Annotated in this window: 14 protein-coding genes and 2 tRNA genes; 5 read left to right on the top strand and 11 right to left on the bottom strand. The window is 68.6% G+C overall.

All coding sequences use genetic code 11. The annotated features are described in order from the left end of the window. Positions 1-14 precede the first annotated feature (14 nt). Entirely contained in the window at positions 15-2,048 is a 2,034-nt protein-coding gene (locus QRN27_RS01120) for a M3 family metallopeptidase (RefSeq protein WP_285040405.1), read from the top strand. A gap of 68 nt (positions 2,049-2,116) precedes the next feature. Here the strand turns inward: QRN27_RS01120 and clpX are convergent, their stop codons facing one another. The 6 genes from clpX to QRN27_RS01150 form a co-directional block, all read right to left on the bottom strand. Further along, entirely contained in the window at positions 2,117-3,394 is a 1,278-nt protein-coding gene (gene clpX, locus QRN27_RS01125) for an ATP-dependent Clp protease ATP-binding subunit ClpX (RefSeq protein WP_056006673.1), read from the bottom strand. Between the two features lie 111 nt (positions 3,395-3,505). Then, a complete protein-coding gene (locus QRN27_RS01130; RefSeq protein WP_285040406.1) occupies positions 3,506-4,174 on the bottom strand; it encodes an ATP-dependent Clp protease proteolytic subunit in 669 nt (222 codons plus the stop codon). Between the two features lie 29 nt (positions 4,175-4,203). After that, the gene (locus tag QRN27_RS01135; RefSeq protein ID WP_056006680.1) at positions 4,204-4,797 is read right to left on the bottom strand and encodes an ATP-dependent Clp protease proteolytic subunit; all 594 of its coding nucleotides are present in this window, start codon (positions 4,795-4,797) and stop codon (positions 4,204-4,206) included. Between the two features lie 133 nt (positions 4,798-4,930). Continuing rightward, entirely contained in the window at positions 4,931-5,431 is a 501-nt protein-coding gene (locus QRN27_RS01140) for a tetratricopeptide repeat protein (protein ID WP_285040407.1), read from the bottom strand. 81 nt (positions 5,432-5,512) lie between these two features. Further along, on the bottom strand, positions 5,513-6,979 hold the full coding sequence (gene tig, locus QRN27_RS01145) for a trigger factor (protein ID WP_285040408.1): 1,467 nt from the start codon (positions 6,977-6,979) through the stop codon (positions 5,513-5,515). Between the two features lie 55 nt (positions 6,980-7,034). Continuing rightward, positions 7,035-7,108: transfer RNA gene (locus tag QRN27_RS01150), tRNA-Pro, on the bottom strand. Between the two features lie 192 nt (positions 7,109-7,300). On the opposite strand from QRN27_RS01150, the gene QRN27_RS01155 reads away from it, so the two are divergent. Both QRN27_RS01155 and QRN27_RS01160 read left to right on the top strand, forming a co-directional pair. Continuing rightward, positions 7,301-7,371, top strand: a tRNA-Gly gene (locus tag QRN27_RS01155). Between the two features lie 152 nt (positions 7,372-7,523). Beyond that, positions 7,524-7,715, top strand: coding sequence for a hypothetical protein (locus QRN27_RS01160; protein WP_285040409.1), 192 nt, complete (start codon positions 7,524-7,526; stop codon positions 7,713-7,715). On the opposite strand, the gene QRN27_RS01165 is transcribed toward QRN27_RS01160, so the two are convergent. Beyond that, positions 7,712-8,248 carry a gamma carbonic anhydrase family protein gene (locus QRN27_RS01165; RefSeq protein WP_285040410.1) on the bottom strand — a complete coding sequence of 179 codons (537 nt, stop codon included), beginning with the start codon at positions 8,246-8,248 and terminating at the stop codon, positions 7,712-7,714. The two genes, QRN27_RS01160 and QRN27_RS01165, sit on opposite strands and share 4 nt — an antisense overlap. Positions 8,249-8,461: 213 nt before the next feature. On the opposite strand from QRN27_RS01165, the gene QRN27_RS01170 reads away from it, so the two are divergent. Next, positions 8,462-8,950 (top strand): Dps family protein, encoded by a 489-nt coding sequence (locus QRN27_RS01170; RefSeq protein WP_194669767.1) that lies wholly within the window; start codon positions 8,462-8,464, stop codon positions 8,948-8,950. Between the two features lie 111 nt (positions 8,951-9,061). On the opposite strand, the gene QRN27_RS01175 is transcribed toward QRN27_RS01170, so the two are convergent. The 4 genes from QRN27_RS01175 to QRN27_RS01190 all read right to left on the bottom strand — a co-directional run bounded on the left by QRN27_RS01175 (position 9,062) and on the right by QRN27_RS01190 (position 12,858). Then, positions 9,062-10,615 carry an amidohydrolase gene (locus QRN27_RS01175; RefSeq protein ID WP_285040411.1) on the bottom strand — a complete coding sequence of 518 codons (1,554 nt, stop codon included), beginning with the start codon at positions 10,613-10,615 and terminating at the stop codon, positions 9,062-9,064. Between the two features lie 37 nt (positions 10,616-10,652). After that, the gene (locus QRN27_RS01180; protein ID WP_285040412.1) at positions 10,653-11,648 is read right to left on the bottom strand and encodes an Fpg/Nei family DNA glycosylase; all 996 of its coding nucleotides are present in this window, start codon (positions 11,646-11,648) and stop codon (positions 10,653-10,655) included. A 62-nt stretch (positions 11,649-11,710) separates the two neighbouring features. Then, on the bottom strand, positions 11,711-12,199 hold the full coding sequence (locus QRN27_RS01185; protein WP_285040413.1) for a ribose-5-phosphate isomerase: 489 nt from the start codon (positions 12,197-12,199) through the stop codon (positions 11,711-11,713). A 35-nt stretch (positions 12,200-12,234) separates the two neighbouring features. Next, positions 12,235-12,858 (bottom strand): mycothiol-dependent nitroreductase Rv2466c family protein, encoded by a 624-nt coding sequence (locus tag QRN27_RS01190; RefSeq protein WP_285040414.1) that lies wholly within the window; start codon positions 12,856-12,858, stop codon positions 12,235-12,237. Between the two features lie 144 nt (positions 12,859-13,002). On the opposite strand from QRN27_RS01190, the gene pepN reads away from it, so the two are divergent. After that, positions 13,003-15,546 (top strand): aminopeptidase N, encoded by a 2,544-nt coding sequence (gene pepN, locus QRN27_RS01195; protein ID WP_285040415.1) that lies wholly within the window; start codon positions 13,003-13,005, stop codon positions 15,544-15,546. Positions 15,547-15,641 lie beyond the last annotated feature (95 nt).

Here is a 15,641-nt window from a genome sequence, read left to right on the forward strand (position 1 = left end):
GGATAGGGTGAGGTATGGAATCACACACGAATCCGTTCCTCCAGCCGAGTACCCTCCCCTACCAGCTTCCGCCCTTCGCGGAGATCCGCGAGGAGCACTACCGACCCGCCTTCACGGCCGGATTCGAGCAGCAGCTCGCCGAGATCGCGGCGATCACCGCACAGACGGATCCGCCGACCTTCGAGAACACCTTCCTGCCGCTCGAGCGCAGCGGATCGATCCTGGGACGCGTCGCCGCCGTGTTCTTCAACCGGAGTTCGGCGGACAGCTCGGACTTCACGAACGAGCTCGAGGAAGAACTCGCCCCGCAGCTCGCAGCGCACGAGGACGCGATCCGGCTCGACCCGGCCCTGTACGCCCGCATCTCCGCCGTGCATGCGCAACTGGAGCATCTGGACCTCCCTGCTGAAGCCGCCTACCTCGTGCGGCGGGTCCACACCGAGCACACGCTGGCCGGGGCAGGCCTGGACGATGAGCAGAAACAGGAACTGTCGGAGCTGAACCTCCGCCTCTCGCGTCTCACCACCCGGTTCGAGAAGCAGCTCCTCGCCGACACCAATGAGCTCGCCGTCCACGTGACGAACGACGCCGACCTCGACGGACTCAGCGCGGGCGAGCGGTCCGCCGCAGCGCAGGCCGCTGCCGAGCGTGGACTCGAGGGCTGGCTCATCACGCTCGTCCTCCCGACGGGACATCCGGCACTCTCGGCGCTCACCGATCGCCGGGTCCGCGAACGGATCATGACCGCGTCCCGAGCCCGCGGCACACGCGGCGGACCCAACGACAACCGTGCGCTGGTGCTCGAGATCACCCACCTCCGTGCCGAGCGTGCGGCCCTGCTCGGCTTCCCGTCCCATGCGGCGGCCGTCACAGCGGACCAGACCGCCGGGACACCCGAGGCAGTCGCCGAGCTGTTGTCGCGCCTGGCGATCCCCGCCGCTCGCAACGCCGACCGGGAACAACGCGAGCTCGAGCGGGTGTCCGGCCTGGAGACCATCGAAGCCTGGGATTGGCCCTACGCGACGGAACAGGTGCGAGCCGACCGGTTCGACGTCGACACCGCCCGGATGCGCCCCTACTTCGAGGCCGAGCGGGTCCTCTTCGACGGGGTGTTCGCCGCTGCCACCAAGCTCTACGGCATCACCTTCGCGGAACGGCCGGAGCTCACGGGCTACCACCCGGACGTGCGGGTCTTCGAGGTCTGGAACGAGGACGGTTCGGGCCTCGGCCTCTACCTCCTCGACCTCTACACCCGTGACAGCAAGCGTGGCGGCGCCTGGATGAACGCGCTCATCTCGCAGAACCGCCTGCTCGACCAGCCCACCGTCGTGGTCAACAACCTCAACGTCCCGAAGCCGGCCGCCGGTGAAGCGACGCTGCTGAGCGTCGACGAGGTCACGACCTTCTTCCACGAGTTCGGTCACGCGCTGCACGGACTGTTCGCGGAGGTCGAGTACCCGCGATTCTCCGGGACGAACGTCTTCCGGGACTTCGTCGAGTTCCCGAGCCAGGTCAACGAGATGTGGATGCTCTGGCCGGAGGTCCTCGCCGGGTACGCACGGCACTACGAGACCGGCGAGCCGATGCCGGAGGAACTCGTCTCCAAGCTACAGGCGTCCGCGGGCTTCAACGAGGGCTTCTCGACCAGCGAGTACCTGGCGGCGGCGATGCTCGACCAGGCGTGGCACAGTATCGGCGCGGACGACCGTGTGGACGACGTCGAAGCCTTCGAAGCGGCCGCCCTGCGTTCCGCGGGGCTCGACAACCCAGCCGTCCCGCCGCGCTATGCGAGCACGTACTTCGCCCACACCTTCTCGGGCGGCTACGACGCCGGGTACTACTCCTACATCTGGAGCGAGGTGCTCGACGCCGACACCGTCGACTGGTTCACCGAGAACGGGGGCCTGACCCGGGCGAACGGCGACCGGTTCCGGACGAGGCTGCTCGGCGTCGGCGGATCGAAGGACCCTCTGGAGGCCTATCGCGACTTCCGCGGCCGCGACGCGGCGATCGAACCGCTCCTGCGGCGCCGCGGCCTCGAAGGCTGAACGACGAAGCCGCCGCGACGAAGCCGGAATCCGGTTCGTCGCGGCGGTTTCGCTCCGCAGCGTGTCGGCTAGGCCGACTTCTCCTGACGGCGCGCCGCGCGGGGAACGATGGTGGGGGCCGCGTTCTCGACGACGGACTCCCTGGTGATGACGACCCGGGCGACCTCGTCGGTGGAGGGCACTTCGAACATGATCGGCCCGAGGACCTCTTCCATGATCGCCCGCAGACCTCGTGCGCCGGTCTTCCGGAGGACGGCGAGATCGGCGATCGCTTCGAGCGCCGCCTGATCGAACTCCAGCTCGACCCCGTCGATCTCGAACATGCGCTGGTACTGACGCACGAGTGCGTTCTTCGGGACGGTGAGGATCTCCATGAGCGCGTGCTGGTCGAGTGGCGTGACGGTGGTGACCACCGGCAGACGACCGATGAACTCGGGGATCAGACCGAACTTGTGGAGGTCCTCGGGGAGCACCTCACCGAAGAGGTTCACGTCGTCGCCCTTGCTGTGCAGCGGGGCTCCGAAGCCGATGCCCTTCTTCCCGGCGCGGGAGGAGATGATCTCCTCGAGCCCCGCGAACGCACCGGCGACGATGAACAGCACGTTCGTCGTGTCGATCTGGATGAACTCCTGATGCGGGTGCTTCCGCCCGCCCTGCGGCGGCACCGAGGCGACGGTGCCCTCGAGGATCTTGAGCAGCGCCTGCTGGACGCCCTCACCCGACACGTCGCGCGTGATGGACGGGTTCTCGGCCTTCCGCGCGATCTTGTCGACCTCGTCGATGTAGATGATGCCGGTCTCGGCGCGCTTGACGTCGTAGTCGGCGGCCTGGATGAGCTTCAGGAGGATGTTCTCGACGTCCTCCCCCACGTAACCGGCTTCGGTCAGCGCGGTGGCGTCGGCGACGGCGAACGGCACGTTGAGCCGTTTGGCGAGCGTCTGCGCGAGGTAGGTCTTGCCGCAACCGGTCGGGCCGATGAGCAGGATGTTGCTCTTCGCGATCTCGATGTCGTCGTGCACCGTCTCGGCCGGAGCCAGGGTCGCACGCGAGCGGACACGCTTGTAGTGGTTGTACACCGCGACGGACAGCGCCTTCTTCGCGCTCTCCTGGCCGATGACGTACTCCTCGAGGAAGGCGAAGATCTCCTTCGGCTTCGGGAGGTCGAACTCGCTCACGGTCTCTTCGCTCGCCTCGGCGAGTCGCTCGGCGATGATCTCGTTGCACAGCTCGACACACTCGTCGCAGATGTACACGCCGGGACCAGCGATCAGCTGCTGGACCTGCTTCTGGCTCTTGCCGCAGAACGAGCACTTGAGCAGATCGGCGCTTTCGCCTATCCGTGCCATGTCTTTCCCTCTCCCTGGAGATTCGGTGCTCCGAGCCTAACCTGTCCCTGCGACAACTCGGCGCGCCACCCCGCTGGGATGACGCGCCGAGTCGTGAGCACGGGAACCGGGTCAGGCCGTGATGGCCGCGACCGGGTTCTTGCGCGAAGTGAGCACCTGGTCGATGAGACCGTACTCGAGCGCCTCGGCGGCCGAGAGGATCTTGTCGCGGTCGATGTCCTTGTTGACCTGCTCCACCGAACGGTTGGAGTGGTGCGACAGCGTCGACTCGAGCCAGCCGCGCATGCGGAGGATCTCGGCGGCCTGGATCTCGATGTCCGACGCCTGTCCGTGGCCAGCCTCGCCGACGGCGGGCTGGTGGATCAGGATCCTGGCGTTGGGGAGCGCCAGGCGCTTGCCTGGCGTGCCGGCGGCGGTGAGCACGGCGGCGGCGGAGGCCGCCTGACCGAGGACGACCGTCATGACGTGCGGACGGATGTACTGCATCGTGTCGTAGATCGCCGTCATCGCGGTGAACGAACCACCGGGCGAGTTGATGTACATGACGATGTCGCGGTCCGGGTCCATGCTCTCGAGCACGAGCAGCTGAGCCATGATGTCGTCGGCGGACGCGTCGTCGACCTGCACGCCGAGGAAGATGATGCGGTCCTCGAAGAGCTTCGCGTACGGGTCCTGGCGCTTGTACCCGTAGGCCGTGCGCTCTTCGAAGCTCGGGAGGATGTAGCGCGCACCCGGCATCTGCAGCGAGCGGCCCGCCGCACTGAACGTTGGAGTCTCCATGTGTTGCATTCCTGTCTGTCGAAGCCGGGTCACTTGTCGCTGTCGACGGTTCCGCCGCCGCCGGCCACGTCGAGCGCGGACTCACGGAGGTGGTCGACGAAGCCGTACTCGAGCGCTTCCTCGGCGTTGAACCAACGGTCGCGGTCGCCGTCGGCGTTGATCTGCTCGACGCTCTTGCCGGTCTGTGCCGCCGTGATCTCGGCGAGACGACGCTTCATGTCGAGGATGAGCTGCGCCTGGGTCTGGATGTCGCTCGAGGTTCCGCCGAACCCGCCGTGAGGCTGGTGGAGGAGCACCCGGGCGTTCGGGGTGATGTACCGCTTGCCCTTCGTGCCCGCCGTGAGGAGGAGCTGGCCCATGGAGGCGGCCATGCCGATGCCGACCGTGACGATGTCGTTCGGCACGAACTGCATGGTGTCGTAGATGGCCATGCCGGCCGTGATGGAACCACCGGGCGAGTTGATGTAGAGGTAGATGTCGCGCTTCGGGTCGTCCGCGGCGAGCAGCAGCAGCTTGGCCGCGATCTCGTTCGCGTTCTCGTCGCGGACCTCGGCGCCCAGCCAGATGATCCGGTCCTTCAGCAGGCGGTCAAAGACACTGGGCGAGAACTGTGGTTCGGCCATTATCGCTCCGTTTCGGTTGTGCAGTGGTTCGAATCTATCGGAGGCGACGCATGACCAACGCCCTGTTCGCCCTCGGCAGACTCCCGGGTGGCGGGGTTCGCCGGAGGCGGACGGAGCGTCCGGACCTCAGGGCTCAGCGGGGTGGTAGCTGCTCGAGTTCGTCGGCGTAGGCATGGACCGAGCGGTGGTAGCGGGGCAGATGGGGCACGAGGGCTCGCAGGGCGACCGCGGTCGCGCGGTGGGGGTCACCGGAGCTGGCGAGCGCCAGCGCCAGGAAGGCGGCCGTGGCGTCCGCGTAGGGACCTGTCGGCTGAGCAGCGAGCTGCTCTTCCAGCAGCTCGACGCTCTCCGCGACCCGGCCGAGGTTCCGCAAGGTGCTCGCCAACTGGATGACCGCCTGAGGACGATGCTCGTCGTCGAGTCCGGCGTCGAGGGCGGCACGGTAGAACGCCTCGGCCTCGACCTCGTGCCCAGCGGAATCGCGAGCGCCCGCCGATTCGAAGAGCGCTCGGGCATCTCCGTGAGGCCGTTCCGTGGCGAGGGCGTCGATCGCCACGATGCGCTCCTCGTCGCTGAGGACTGCCTCATCCCAGACCGCCGCGACCCGCGCGTCCCAGCCCTGCGTCTCGTCCATCCCGCGTTCCCTTCCGTTCGTGTCCGGAGACGACAGTAGGGGCGGAATCGCTTCCGCCCCTACTGTCACTGCTGGTGAGTGCTACTCGGCTGCAGCCTCGTCGGTCGCCGCCTTCTTGGCCGGAGCCTTCTTGGCGGGCGCCTTCTTGGCCGGAGCCTTCTTGGCAGCTGCCTTCTTCGGCTCAGCCTCGACCGGAGCCTCTTCGGCGGTGTCCTCGGACGCGGCCTCGGTGGTCTCGTCGGCAGCGGGCTCAGCCGCGGCGTCTTCGTCCTCGACGACGGCGACGAAGTCGCTCAGGTCGACGGGCTTGCCGTTCGAGTCGACGACCTCGGCCTTGCCGAGCGCGATCGCGATGGCCTTGTTGCGGGCGACCTCGCCGACCATGGCGGGGATCTGACCCTGCTGGCCGAGCGCCTCGATGAACTCGCCGGGCTCCATGCCGTACTGCGACGCGCTCTGGATCAGGTACTCGGTGAGCTCGTTCTGGTTGACCTGCACGTTGAGCGACTCAGCGAGGGCGTCGAGCAGCAGCTGCGTGCGGAGCGCCTTCTCGCTGGACTCGGTGACCTCTGCGCGGTGCTCGTCGTCCTCGAGGCGGTTCTCGCCCTCGAGGTGACGGTGCACCTCATCCTCGATGACGCTCTCGGGCACGGGGATCTGTGCGGCCTCGAGCATGGCGTCGACGAGCGCGGTGCGTGCGTCGCGGCCCTGCGTGATGACCTGCTGGCGCTCGACGACCTCGCGCAGCTGCGCCTTGAACTCGTCGATGGTGTCGAACTCGCTCGCGATCTGCGCGAAGTCGTCGTCGGCCTCGGGAAGCTCGCGCTCCTTGACGGCGGTCAGGGTGACCGTTACCTCGGCGTCCTCGCCCTCGTGCTCGCCACCGAGCAGCGGGGAGGTGAACGTGGTGGTCTCGCCGGCGGTGAGGGAGTCGAGCGCCTCGTCGATGCCGGTGAGCAGCTCGCCCGAACCGATCTCGTAGGAGACACCGCTCGCGCGGTCGACCTCGGCGTCGTTGATCGTGGCGACCAGGTCGAGCTGCGCGAAGTCGCCCTTCTTGGCCGGGCGGTCGACGGTCACGAGCGTGCCGAACCGGGCGCGGATGCGGTCGAGCTCGTCCTGGACGTCGGCCTCGCCGGCCTCCTGGGCGTCGACGGTGAGCTTGAGGCCCTCGTAGGCCGGGAGCGTGATCTCGGGGCGGACGTCGACCTCGATGTTGACCAGCAGGTCGCCGGAGAAGTCCTTCTCGTTCGGCCACTCGACGATGTCGGCCTGCGGGCGGCCGAGCGGACGGAGTTCGTTCTCCTCGAGCGCCTTGCGGAAGAAGCCGTCGAGGCCCTCGTTGACGGCGTGCTCGATCACGGCGCCCTTGCCGACGCGCTGGTCGATGATCGCCGGTGGCACCTTGCCCTTGCGGAACCCGGGGACGTTGATGTCCTCCGCGATGTGTCCGTACGCGTGGGTGATGCTCGGCTTGAGCTCCTCAGGCGTCACCGCGATGGCGAGCTTGACGCGAGTGGGGCTCAGCTTCTCGACCGTGGTCTTCACGTGATTACTTCTCCTGTGTCGGGGATTCTGCCTCAGTTGAGGACGCAAAACGGAGTCGGGGCGACAGGATTCGAACCTGCGACCTCCCGGTCCCAAACCGGGCGCTCTACCAAGCTGAGCTACGCCCCGGATCGGCGACAATCCGGCCAGCCGGACCGACCGACGAGCGGTGGGCGAAATGGCCTCGGTCAGTCTAGCCCAGAATCTGGGCGCGACCTGTGCGGTTTCCCGGGCTGCAGGCCGCGCAAGACCCATGCTGCACAGACGTACCTCCGGCATGCAGTAGCATTGCCAGGTGAGTTCGTCGCATCGCGGCGCCTCGGGGATGTAGCTCAATGGTAGAGCCTCAGTCTTCCAAACTGATTACGCGGGTTCGATTCCCGTCATCCCCTCTGTATTCATCAGAACCAGGCGGAGTTCCTCGGACCAGCGCCCCTCCGGCTTTCCTCGGAACCGGCGTGCCTGCAGAGGACCGGTCCCTGAGCCTGTCGAAGGGCCGCAGTGGTCGGATGATCGCGCGCGACCGACGCCCTAGGCTGAGCGCATGCGACTCGACGCCCTCTGGCCCCACGTCTGGACCGTGGCCGGCGCGGTCGTCTTCTTCATCGGCGTGTACGCCCTCGCCACCGGCCGCCTCGGCGTCGGGCTCATCTGCATGATCGGCTGCGTCGTCTGCCTGTCCGGCTCGCTCGCCGCACAGCGTCGTCTCAAGAAGCGCGACGCACGCCGCCGCTAGTCGTCATCCACCGCCGCTGCGTGGACCGCTCTCAGGGCCACATAGTGGGCGGCGTTCTGCCGGATCGCCTCCTGCTCATCGGCGGACAGCTCACGCCGCACCTTGGCAGGGACCCCGGCGACGAGCGAGCCGGGCGGCACGATCATGCCCTCGAGGACCACCGCTCCCCCGGCCACCAGCGACCCGGCCCCGATCACCGCGCCGCTCAGCACGACCGATCCCATGCCGATCAGACAGTCGTCCTCGACCGTGCAGCCGTGGACCACCGCGTTGTGTCCGACCGAGACGTTCCGCCCGATGACCGTCGGGTGGCCGCTGTCCGTGTGGACGGCCACGCCGTCCTGGATGTTGGACCCCGCTCCGAGGGTGATCGAGTCCGAGTCCGCGCGGAGCACCGCGTTGTACCAGACGCTCGAATCGGCGGCGAGGGTGACGGCCCCGACCAACACCGAGCCCGGCGCCGTGTAGGCGGTCGGGTCGAGTGCGGGCGCGCGTCCACCTGGGAGCTTCCTGACAGAACCGTGAAGAGTCATGGGCCCCACGGTACCCCAGGCGTCGTCGAGCGCCGGAGAACCGCGTCGTTCCGGCCCGGATCATCGGTATGGCCAGGTTTCCTTCGTGAGTGCAGCCTTCGTAAGCCGAGCCTCGACTTCCTTGCGGAATGTCTGGGCCTGAGTACCGTTATATCCAAGCAGACCGGCGAATACGCCCGACCAGGGCCTCACTCGTCAACGAAGGGGAACACCATGACCGACATCACCACCTCCATTCCGCAGGCCGTCGCCAACCCGGACGTCGCAGCAGGCACCGCGCAGTTCCTGAGCCCCGTCGTCCTCGACCTCACCGCCATCGTCGTCAACGGCAAGCAGGCCCACTGGCACGTGCGTGGCGCGAACTTCATCGGCGTCCACGAGCTGCTCGACGACATCGTCGACCACGCGCAGGAGTGGGCCGACCTCGCCGCGGAGCGCATCGTCGCCCTCGGCCTCCCCGTCGACGCCCGTCTCAGCACGGTCGCTGCCAAGACCACCACGCCGGAACTCAGCGAGGGCTTCCAGCAGTCCGACCGCACGATCGCCGAGGTCATCGCGCTGATCGACGCCGCTTCGGCCTCGGTCAACACCGCCGTCAACGAGCTCGACGAGCTCGACCAGACGAGTCAGGACATCGCCATCGAGATCGCTCGCGGCCTCGACAAGGACCGCTGGTTCCTCTTCGCGCACCTCAGCCGCTAGGCGAGCGCCGGGAGCGCCGGCACGCACCACCCGAAGGGGCAGTCATCCGTGACTGCCCCTTCGTGCTGTCAGAACCCTCGAAGGTCCCGCAGCCCGTCGCTCCGGATCGGGCTATCCCCCCGACGGCGGTGGCGCCAGGACGGCGGTCACTCGTCCCGCGAGCAGCGTGGCACGCACCGGCATGGTGCGGAGGACCTCCGGAGGGCAGGTGAACGGATCGGCGGACACGACGACGAGGTCGGCGGGGCTCCCCTCCGCCACGACATCGTCGTCGCCCCTGGTCGAGGCGGCCAACGCCTCCTCCACCGTGATGGCCTGCTCGCCGTGCCAGGGCTCGCGGCCGTCGCGACTCCGCGTCACGGCGGCGGCGATGGACACCCACGGGTCGAGGGGTGCGACCGGTGCGTCGGAACCGAGTCGCAGCGTCGCCCCGGCGTCGAGGAGGCTCCGGAGCACGAAGGCGCGGTCGGTGCGGCCGGCCCAGTGCACCTCCGCGATGTCCCGATCGTCCATCGCGTGTTCCGGCTGGACACTCGCGGCCGTGCCGGTCCGGGCGAACCGTTCCAGGTCCGACGCCCGCAGCAGTTGGGCATGCTCGATCGTCCCCCGCGCACCCGTGGTCTCGATGGCGTCGAGCGCGAGGGCGTTGGCCCGGTCGCCGATGGCGTGCACCGCGCAGTGGAGCCCGTTGGCAGTCGCCAGGGCGAGCAGGGCGGTCAGCCGCTCCGGTGGGACGTTGAGCATGCCGTGCGCATCCGACCCTGGAGCGGAACCCGGGTAGGGCGTGTCGCAACAGGCCGTGCGGGTGTTGAGCGAGCCGTCGGTGATGACCTTGAAGGGGCCGACCTGCACCAGCCCGTCCGTTCCCGCCAACACCCCGCCGGTGACGAGGCCCGCGTCGATCGCCCGCTCGAGGTGTTCGGCGTAGATGCCGAAGGAGATTCGGAGCGCACGCGTGCCGTTGCCGACTCGCCGGACCCAGTCCGCGGCGTTCCACCGCATCTCGAGGTCGACGACCCCGACGACGCCCCGTGACGCCGCCTGATCGGCTGCAGCGTCGACCCATCGGTCGGAGAGCTCGGCCGCCACCTGGTCGAGTTGTTTGAGGACGGCGAACGACTCCTCCTCCCGGAGCAACCCCGTGGGGTGGTCCCCGAAGCCCGTGGCCCGCAGCGCGGCGCTGTTCAACCAGCAACAGTGCAGGTCGGCGCTCACGAGCACGACCGCGCGGTCGGGAGCGATCTCGTCCAGCACCGCGAACGTCGGCAGGTCGGGCCAGAGGGCGTCCCGGAACCGGGCGCCCTCGATCCAGCCGTCGCCGTCGGGCTCCTGCGCGATGCGTTCGGCGACCAGCGCTGCGGCCTCGGTGGCGGACGCGGCCGACGACAGGTCCACGCGCCTCGCCGTGCGCGCCCACTGCGTGAAGTGCACGTGATGATCCCAGAGGCCCGGCAGCAGGAAGCCGCCGCCGCCGTCCAGGACGCCGGGGTCGCCGTTGCGCAGGACCTCGGGGTCCGCAGGACGGATCGCGACGATGGCACCGTCCTCCAGGAGGACGTCGACCCGTTCGGTGTCGGACGCGCCTCCGCGGCGCGGACCCGACAGGTGGACGTCGGCGATCATCGTGACGACGTCGCCGACGGATCCAGGGCGGTGCTCGGTCATCACATCGGTCCTCGTCGGTTCGTCGGGCGGGTTCGGATCAGCGTTGGCAGTTCGGGCACCAGTACAGCTTCCGGGCGCCCATCTCCTCGAGCAGGATGTTCGTCCCGCAGACTCGGCAGGGCAGCCCCTCGCGCTTGTACACCCAGTGCCGATCGGCACGGTTGGCCATCGCGAGTCGGTAGTCGGCCGGCGAGAGGTCGTCCATCGTCATCATCTGCCCGGTCTCCACCCCGATCGCGAGCAGTCGCGTCCAATCGGCCCAGAGCTCGCGGAGCGTCTCCTCCGGAACGGTCTTCCCCGTGCGGTGCGGATCCAGCCGCGCCCGGAACAGCAGTTCAGCCCGGTAGACGTTGCCGATGCCGCTGACGATCTGCTGGTCCATCAGCAGGAGCCCGATCGGCGAACCCTTGCGGTGCGCTCGGGAGACGAACCGTTCACCGGCCTCGGCGCTCGGGTCGAGCAGCGGGTCCGGTCCGAGCCGGTCGATGACCGCCTGGACCCCGGCCGAGTCGATCACCTCGCACGCGGTCGGTCCGCGGAGATCGGCGACGGTGGTGTCGGTCAGCAGCCGCACGCGTACCTGTCCGACGGGCTCGGGCGGGAACCGCTCGTCCAGCTCGGCGAGAGGACTCGACTGCTCGGACATCCGGACGCGGGCTCGACGAGGCGCTCCGATGCTGTGCAGTGAGTTCTCCCCGTCGAGGTCGAGGATCGGGTCGTCGTCGTCGACGGTCCCGCGCTGGTTCGTCTGGCCCATGCGCCCGTTCGCAGCGGCGATGGTGGGATCGGAGTGGATGTCGCCGGCGAAGTCCCACGCGCCGTAGAGCCCGAGGTGGACCCGCAGCCACAGCCCGTCGTCGAATTCGAGGAACATCTGCTTGCCCACGGCTTTGGCGTCGGTGACCGTCCGTCCGTCGAGCACCGAGGCACCTTCAGCGAACCGTCCCTGCGGTGAGGACACGGCGACGCGGTGGCCCACGAAGTTCTGCCGGAACTGGCGGGCGATGCGATGGACGGAGTGCCCCTCGGGCATGGTGACTCCTCACTCGGGTGGCGGCGCGGTCGAGCGGCGCCGCAATGGCGATGGCGGACGCGTCAGTCGTCGACGTGCTTGCCGGCGATGGTGCCGGTCGCCTCGTACTCCGCGAGTTGGGCGATACGACGGGCGTGGCGTTCCTCGAGGCTGAACGGTTCGGCGATGAACGCGTCGATGAACGACACCGCCTCGTCGACCGAGTGCTGGCGAGCACCGATCGAGATGACGTTGGCGTCGTTGTGCTGCCGGGCGAGCTGAGCCGTGCTCAGGTTCCAGACGAGCGCGGCGCGGACACCGAGGACCTTGTTCGCAGCGATCTGCTCGCCGTTGCCCGAACCGCCGAACACCACGCCGAGCGCGTCCACACCAGCCTGCTGGTCGCGCACGACGGCCTTCGCTGCGTTGATGCAGAAGGAGGGGTAGTCGTCCAGGGCGTTGTACACGGTGGGACCGTGGTCGACGACGTCGTGACCCGCGGCGCGCAGGTGGTCCTGGAGGGTGCGGCTGAGCTCGAGACCGGCGTGATCGGTGGCGATGTGGATGCGCATGGGGAAAGTCTAGGGTTCCGGACGCGCAGCTCGGGTCAGTCGAAGATCGGGTCAGCGGTGCGGCTGCGCTTGAGCTCGAAGAAGCCAGGGTAGGCGGCCGCGGCGACGACGCCGTCCCACAGGGCGAGGGCCTGGTCACCCTTCGGTGCGGGCGAGATGACCGGACCGAAGAAGGCGACGTCGTCGATCGCGATGACGGGCGTGCCGACGTCCTGGCCGACCCGCCCGATGCCGTCGAAGTGGCTCTCGCGCATGGGGCCGTCGTACGCGTCGGTCTTCGACGCTTCGGCGAGCGCCGCGGGGAGTCCGGTCTCCGCGAGGGCTTCGGCGATGACGGCGTCGACGTCCTCGGCGCGTCCTCCCGGGTGGATCCGGGTGCCCAGGGCGTCGTAGAGCGGCTTGACGACCTCCTGGCCGTGTTCCTGCGCCGCTGCGGCGACGAGCCGGGTGTACCGGAGCGCACGCGGGAAGAACGCGCGGTAGTCGTCGCTCACGTCCTGGTCCTCGTTGAGGACGGCCAGGCTCATGATGTGCCAAGTGACGTCGAGGTTGCGGGCCGCGGTGACCTCGTCGACCCAACGCGAGGTCATCCAGGCCCACGGGCAGGAGGGGTCGAACCAGAAGTCGACGCGGGTGGTCTCTGCAGCGGAAGTCGTCATGCCGCAACCCTACGCTCCACTCGCCCCGATCACTCCGGGACCGGACACACACCGGGTCTAGGCTGGTTGCTCGTGCCGGGGTCGTCACAAGCGACCACGTGCAGTCCACACGTCACGTGTCCATCAACACATCAGGGAGCAGCTGTGCCAGGAGAGAACCTCACCCGAGTCGAAGCCCAGGAGCGCAGGGCGCTCGTCGACACGTCGAGCTACGAGGTCGTGCTCGACCTCACGACCGGTCCTGAGGTGTTCCGCAGCACCACGACGGTCCACTTCGCGGGCGAACCCGGTTCCTCGACGTTCATCGACGCCATCACCCGCACGGTCCACTCCGTCATCCTGAACGGTGTCGAGCTCGACCCGGCGACGGTGTCCGACGGCATCCGCATCCAGCTCGACGGCCTCGCCGCCGAGAACGTGCTCGTCGTCGACGCGGACGCCGAGTACACCAACACGGGCGAGGGCCTCCACCGCTTCGTCGACCCGGTCGACGGCGAGGTCTACCTGTACAGCCAGTTCGAGGTCCCCGACTCGCGCCGGGTGTTCGCCGTCTTCGAGCAGCCTGACCTGAAGGCGACGTTCGCCTTCACCGTCACCGCCCCCGCGGCCTGGCAGGTCGTCAGCAACTCCCCGACGCCCGAGCCGGTCCCAGCACACGACGGCGCGGCGACCTGGACCTTCGCGCCGACGCAGCGCATCTCCTCGTACATCACCGCGATCGTCGCCGGCCCCTACGACGTGGTCCGCAGCGAGCTCACCTCGAGTGACGGCCGCACCATCCCGCTCGGCGTGTTCGCGCGGAAGAGCCTCGCCGAGTACCTCGACGCCGACTACATCTTCGAGAAGACGCGGCAGGGCTTCGCCTACTACGAAAAGAAGTTCGCTTACCCGTACCCGTTCGAGAAGTACGACCAGCTCTTCGTCCCCGAGTTCAACGCCGGCGCGATGGAGAACGCCGGTGCGGTGACGTTCACGGAGACCTACGTGTTCCGCTCGAAGGTGACCGACGCCATCAAGGAGCGTCGTGTCGTCACGATCCTGCACGAGCTCGCCCACATGTGGTTCGGCGACCTCGTCACGATGAAGTGGTGGAACGACCTGTGGCTGAACGAGTCGTTCGCCGAGTGGGCGTCGACGATCGCCACCGCCGAGGCCACCGAGTGGACCGAGGCCTGGACGACGTTCAACGCGATGGAGAAGACCTGGGCGTACCGCCAGGACCAGCTCCCCTCCACGCACCCCATCGTCGCGACGATCAACGATCTCGAGGACGTGCAGGTCAACTTCGACGGCATCACCTACGCGAAGGGCGGCTCGGTCCTGAAGCAGCTCGCGGCCTGGGTCGGGATCGAGGCGTTCTTCGCCGGTGTCGGCAACTACTTCCGGAAGCACGAGTTCGGGAACACGGTGCTCGACGACCTCCTGGTCGAACTGGAGGCGACGAGCGGTCGCGACCTCCGCGAGTGGTCGAAGCTCTGGCTCGAGACCTCCGGCGTCGGGACGCTCAGCCCCGAGTTCACGGTCGACGCCGACGGCGCGTTCACGGCGTTCGCGGTCCGTCAGACGGTTCCCGAGGAGTACGCCACCCTGCGGCCCCACCGCCTCGCGATCGGCCTCTACCGACTCCAGGACGGCAAGCTCGTCCGCACCGAGCGCGTCGAACTCGACGTCGACGGCTCCCTCACCGAGGTGCCCGAGCTCCTCGGCAAGACGCAGCCCGACCTCGTCCTGCTGAACGACGACGACCTCGCCTACGCGAAGATCCGTCTCGACGAGCGGTCCCTGGCGACGGCGATCGACCACCTCGCCTCGATCGAGGACCCGCTGGCCCGCTCGCTCGTGTGGGGCGCGGCGTGGGATGCGACGCGCGACGCCGAGTCCACCGCGTCCGACTACGTCGACCTCGTGCTCGGCAACATCGCGACCGAGACCGAGTCGACCACGCTTCGCACGACGCTCGGACAGCTCGGTCTCGCCGCGCGGAACTACGTGGCTCCCGAACGCCGCCTCGAGACCGTCGAGCGCGTCGGCGACGCCCTCTGGGCCCTCGCCCAGGACGCCGAGGCCGGATCGGACGCGCAGTTCCAGTTCGTGAAGTTCTTCGCGGCCCTCGCGTCGACGCCCGAGCACGGCGCGCACCTGAAGGCACTCCGCGACGGCACGGCCTCGCTCAAGGGGCTCGAGATCGACACCGATCTCCGTTGGGAGCTGCTCGAGGGCCTGGTGCTCCTGGGCCTCGCGGACGGCTCCGACATCGACGCGGCGTTGGCGGCGGACAACACGGCCAACGGCGCACAGGCGGCCGCCCGGGCGCGCGCGACCATCCCCACGAACGAGGGGAAGCGCGCCGCGTTCGACTCCGTGGTCGAGCAGGACGACCAGCCGAACGCCATCGTCCGGAACGTCGGGCTGGGGTTCGGCCACGTCATCGACCCCGCCGTTCTCGAGCCACTCGTGGAGCCCTACTTCGCCGCGTTGACGACGGTCTGGGAGTCGCGGAGCTACAAGATCGCCGAGTACATCGTCGAGGGCCTCTACCCTTCGGCGCTCGCCTCCACCGAGCTGCGGGACCGCACCCGTGCCTGGTTGGACGCCAACCCGGAGGTTCCGGCACTGCGTCGCATGCTCGTCGAAGCGCTCGCGGGTGTCGAACGGGCGCTCGCGGCGCAGGCACGGGACGCCGCGTGACGTCCGCCACCGGATAGCACCGCGGTACCAGACGCTTCACCCGAGAACCCCTCCACGGCACGACCCGCCGTGGAGGGGTTCTCCGTATCCTTGGA

The sequence above is a fragment of the Plantibacter sp. LMC-P-059a genome (assembly GCF_030209505.1).
GTDB lineage: Bacteria > Actinomycetota > Actinomycetes > Actinomycetales > Microbacteriaceae > Plantibacter.

Bases quoted from the DNA above. Each gene is read 5' to 3' on its own strand.
- QRN27_RS01170 (WP_194669767.1), top strand. From the start codon at position 8,462: ATGACCGACATCACCACCTCCATTCCGCAGGCCGTCGCCAACCCGGAC.
- clpX (WP_056006673.1), bottom strand. From the start codon at position 3,394: ATGGCACGGATAGGCGAAAGCGCCGATCTGCTCAAGTGCTCGTTCTGC.
- QRN27_RS01185 (WP_285040413.1), bottom strand. From the start codon at position 12,199: ATGCGCATCCACATCGCCACCGATCACGCCGGTCTCGAGCTCAGCCGC.
- QRN27_RS01165 (WP_285040410.1), bottom strand. From the start codon at position 8,248: ATGACTCTTCACGGTTCTGTCAGGAAGCTCCCAGGTGGACGCGCGCCC.
- QRN27_RS01175 (WP_285040411.1), bottom strand. From the start codon at position 10,615: ATGACCGAGCACCGCCCTGGATCCGTCGGCGACGTCGTCACGATGATC.
- QRN27_RS01135 (WP_056006680.1), bottom strand. From the start codon at position 4,797: ATGGCCGAACCACAGTTCTCGCCCAGTGTCTTTGACCGCCTGCTGAAG.
- QRN27_RS01130 (WP_285040406.1), bottom strand. From the start codon at position 4,174: ATGGAGACTCCAACGTTCAGTGCGGCGGGCCGCTCGCTGCAGATGCCG.
- QRN27_RS01160 (WP_285040409.1), top strand. From the start codon at position 7,524: ATGCGACTCGACGCCCTCTGGCCCCACGTCTGGACCGTGGCCGGCGCG.
- QRN27_RS01140 (WP_285040407.1), bottom strand. From the start codon at position 5,431: ATGGACGAGACGCAGGGCTGGGACGCGCGGGTCGCGGCGGTCTGGGAT.
- QRN27_RS01190 (WP_285040414.1), bottom strand. From the start codon at position 12,858: ATGACGACTTCCGCTGCAGAGACCACCCGCGTCGACTTCTGGTTCGAC.
- QRN27_RS01180 (WP_285040412.1), bottom strand. From the start codon at position 11,648: ATGCCCGAGGGGCACTCCGTCCATCGCATCGCCCGCCAGTTCCGGCAG.
- QRN27_RS01120 (WP_285040405.1), top strand. From the start codon at position 15: ATGGAATCACACACGAATCCGTTCCTCCAGCCGAGTACCCTCCCCTAC.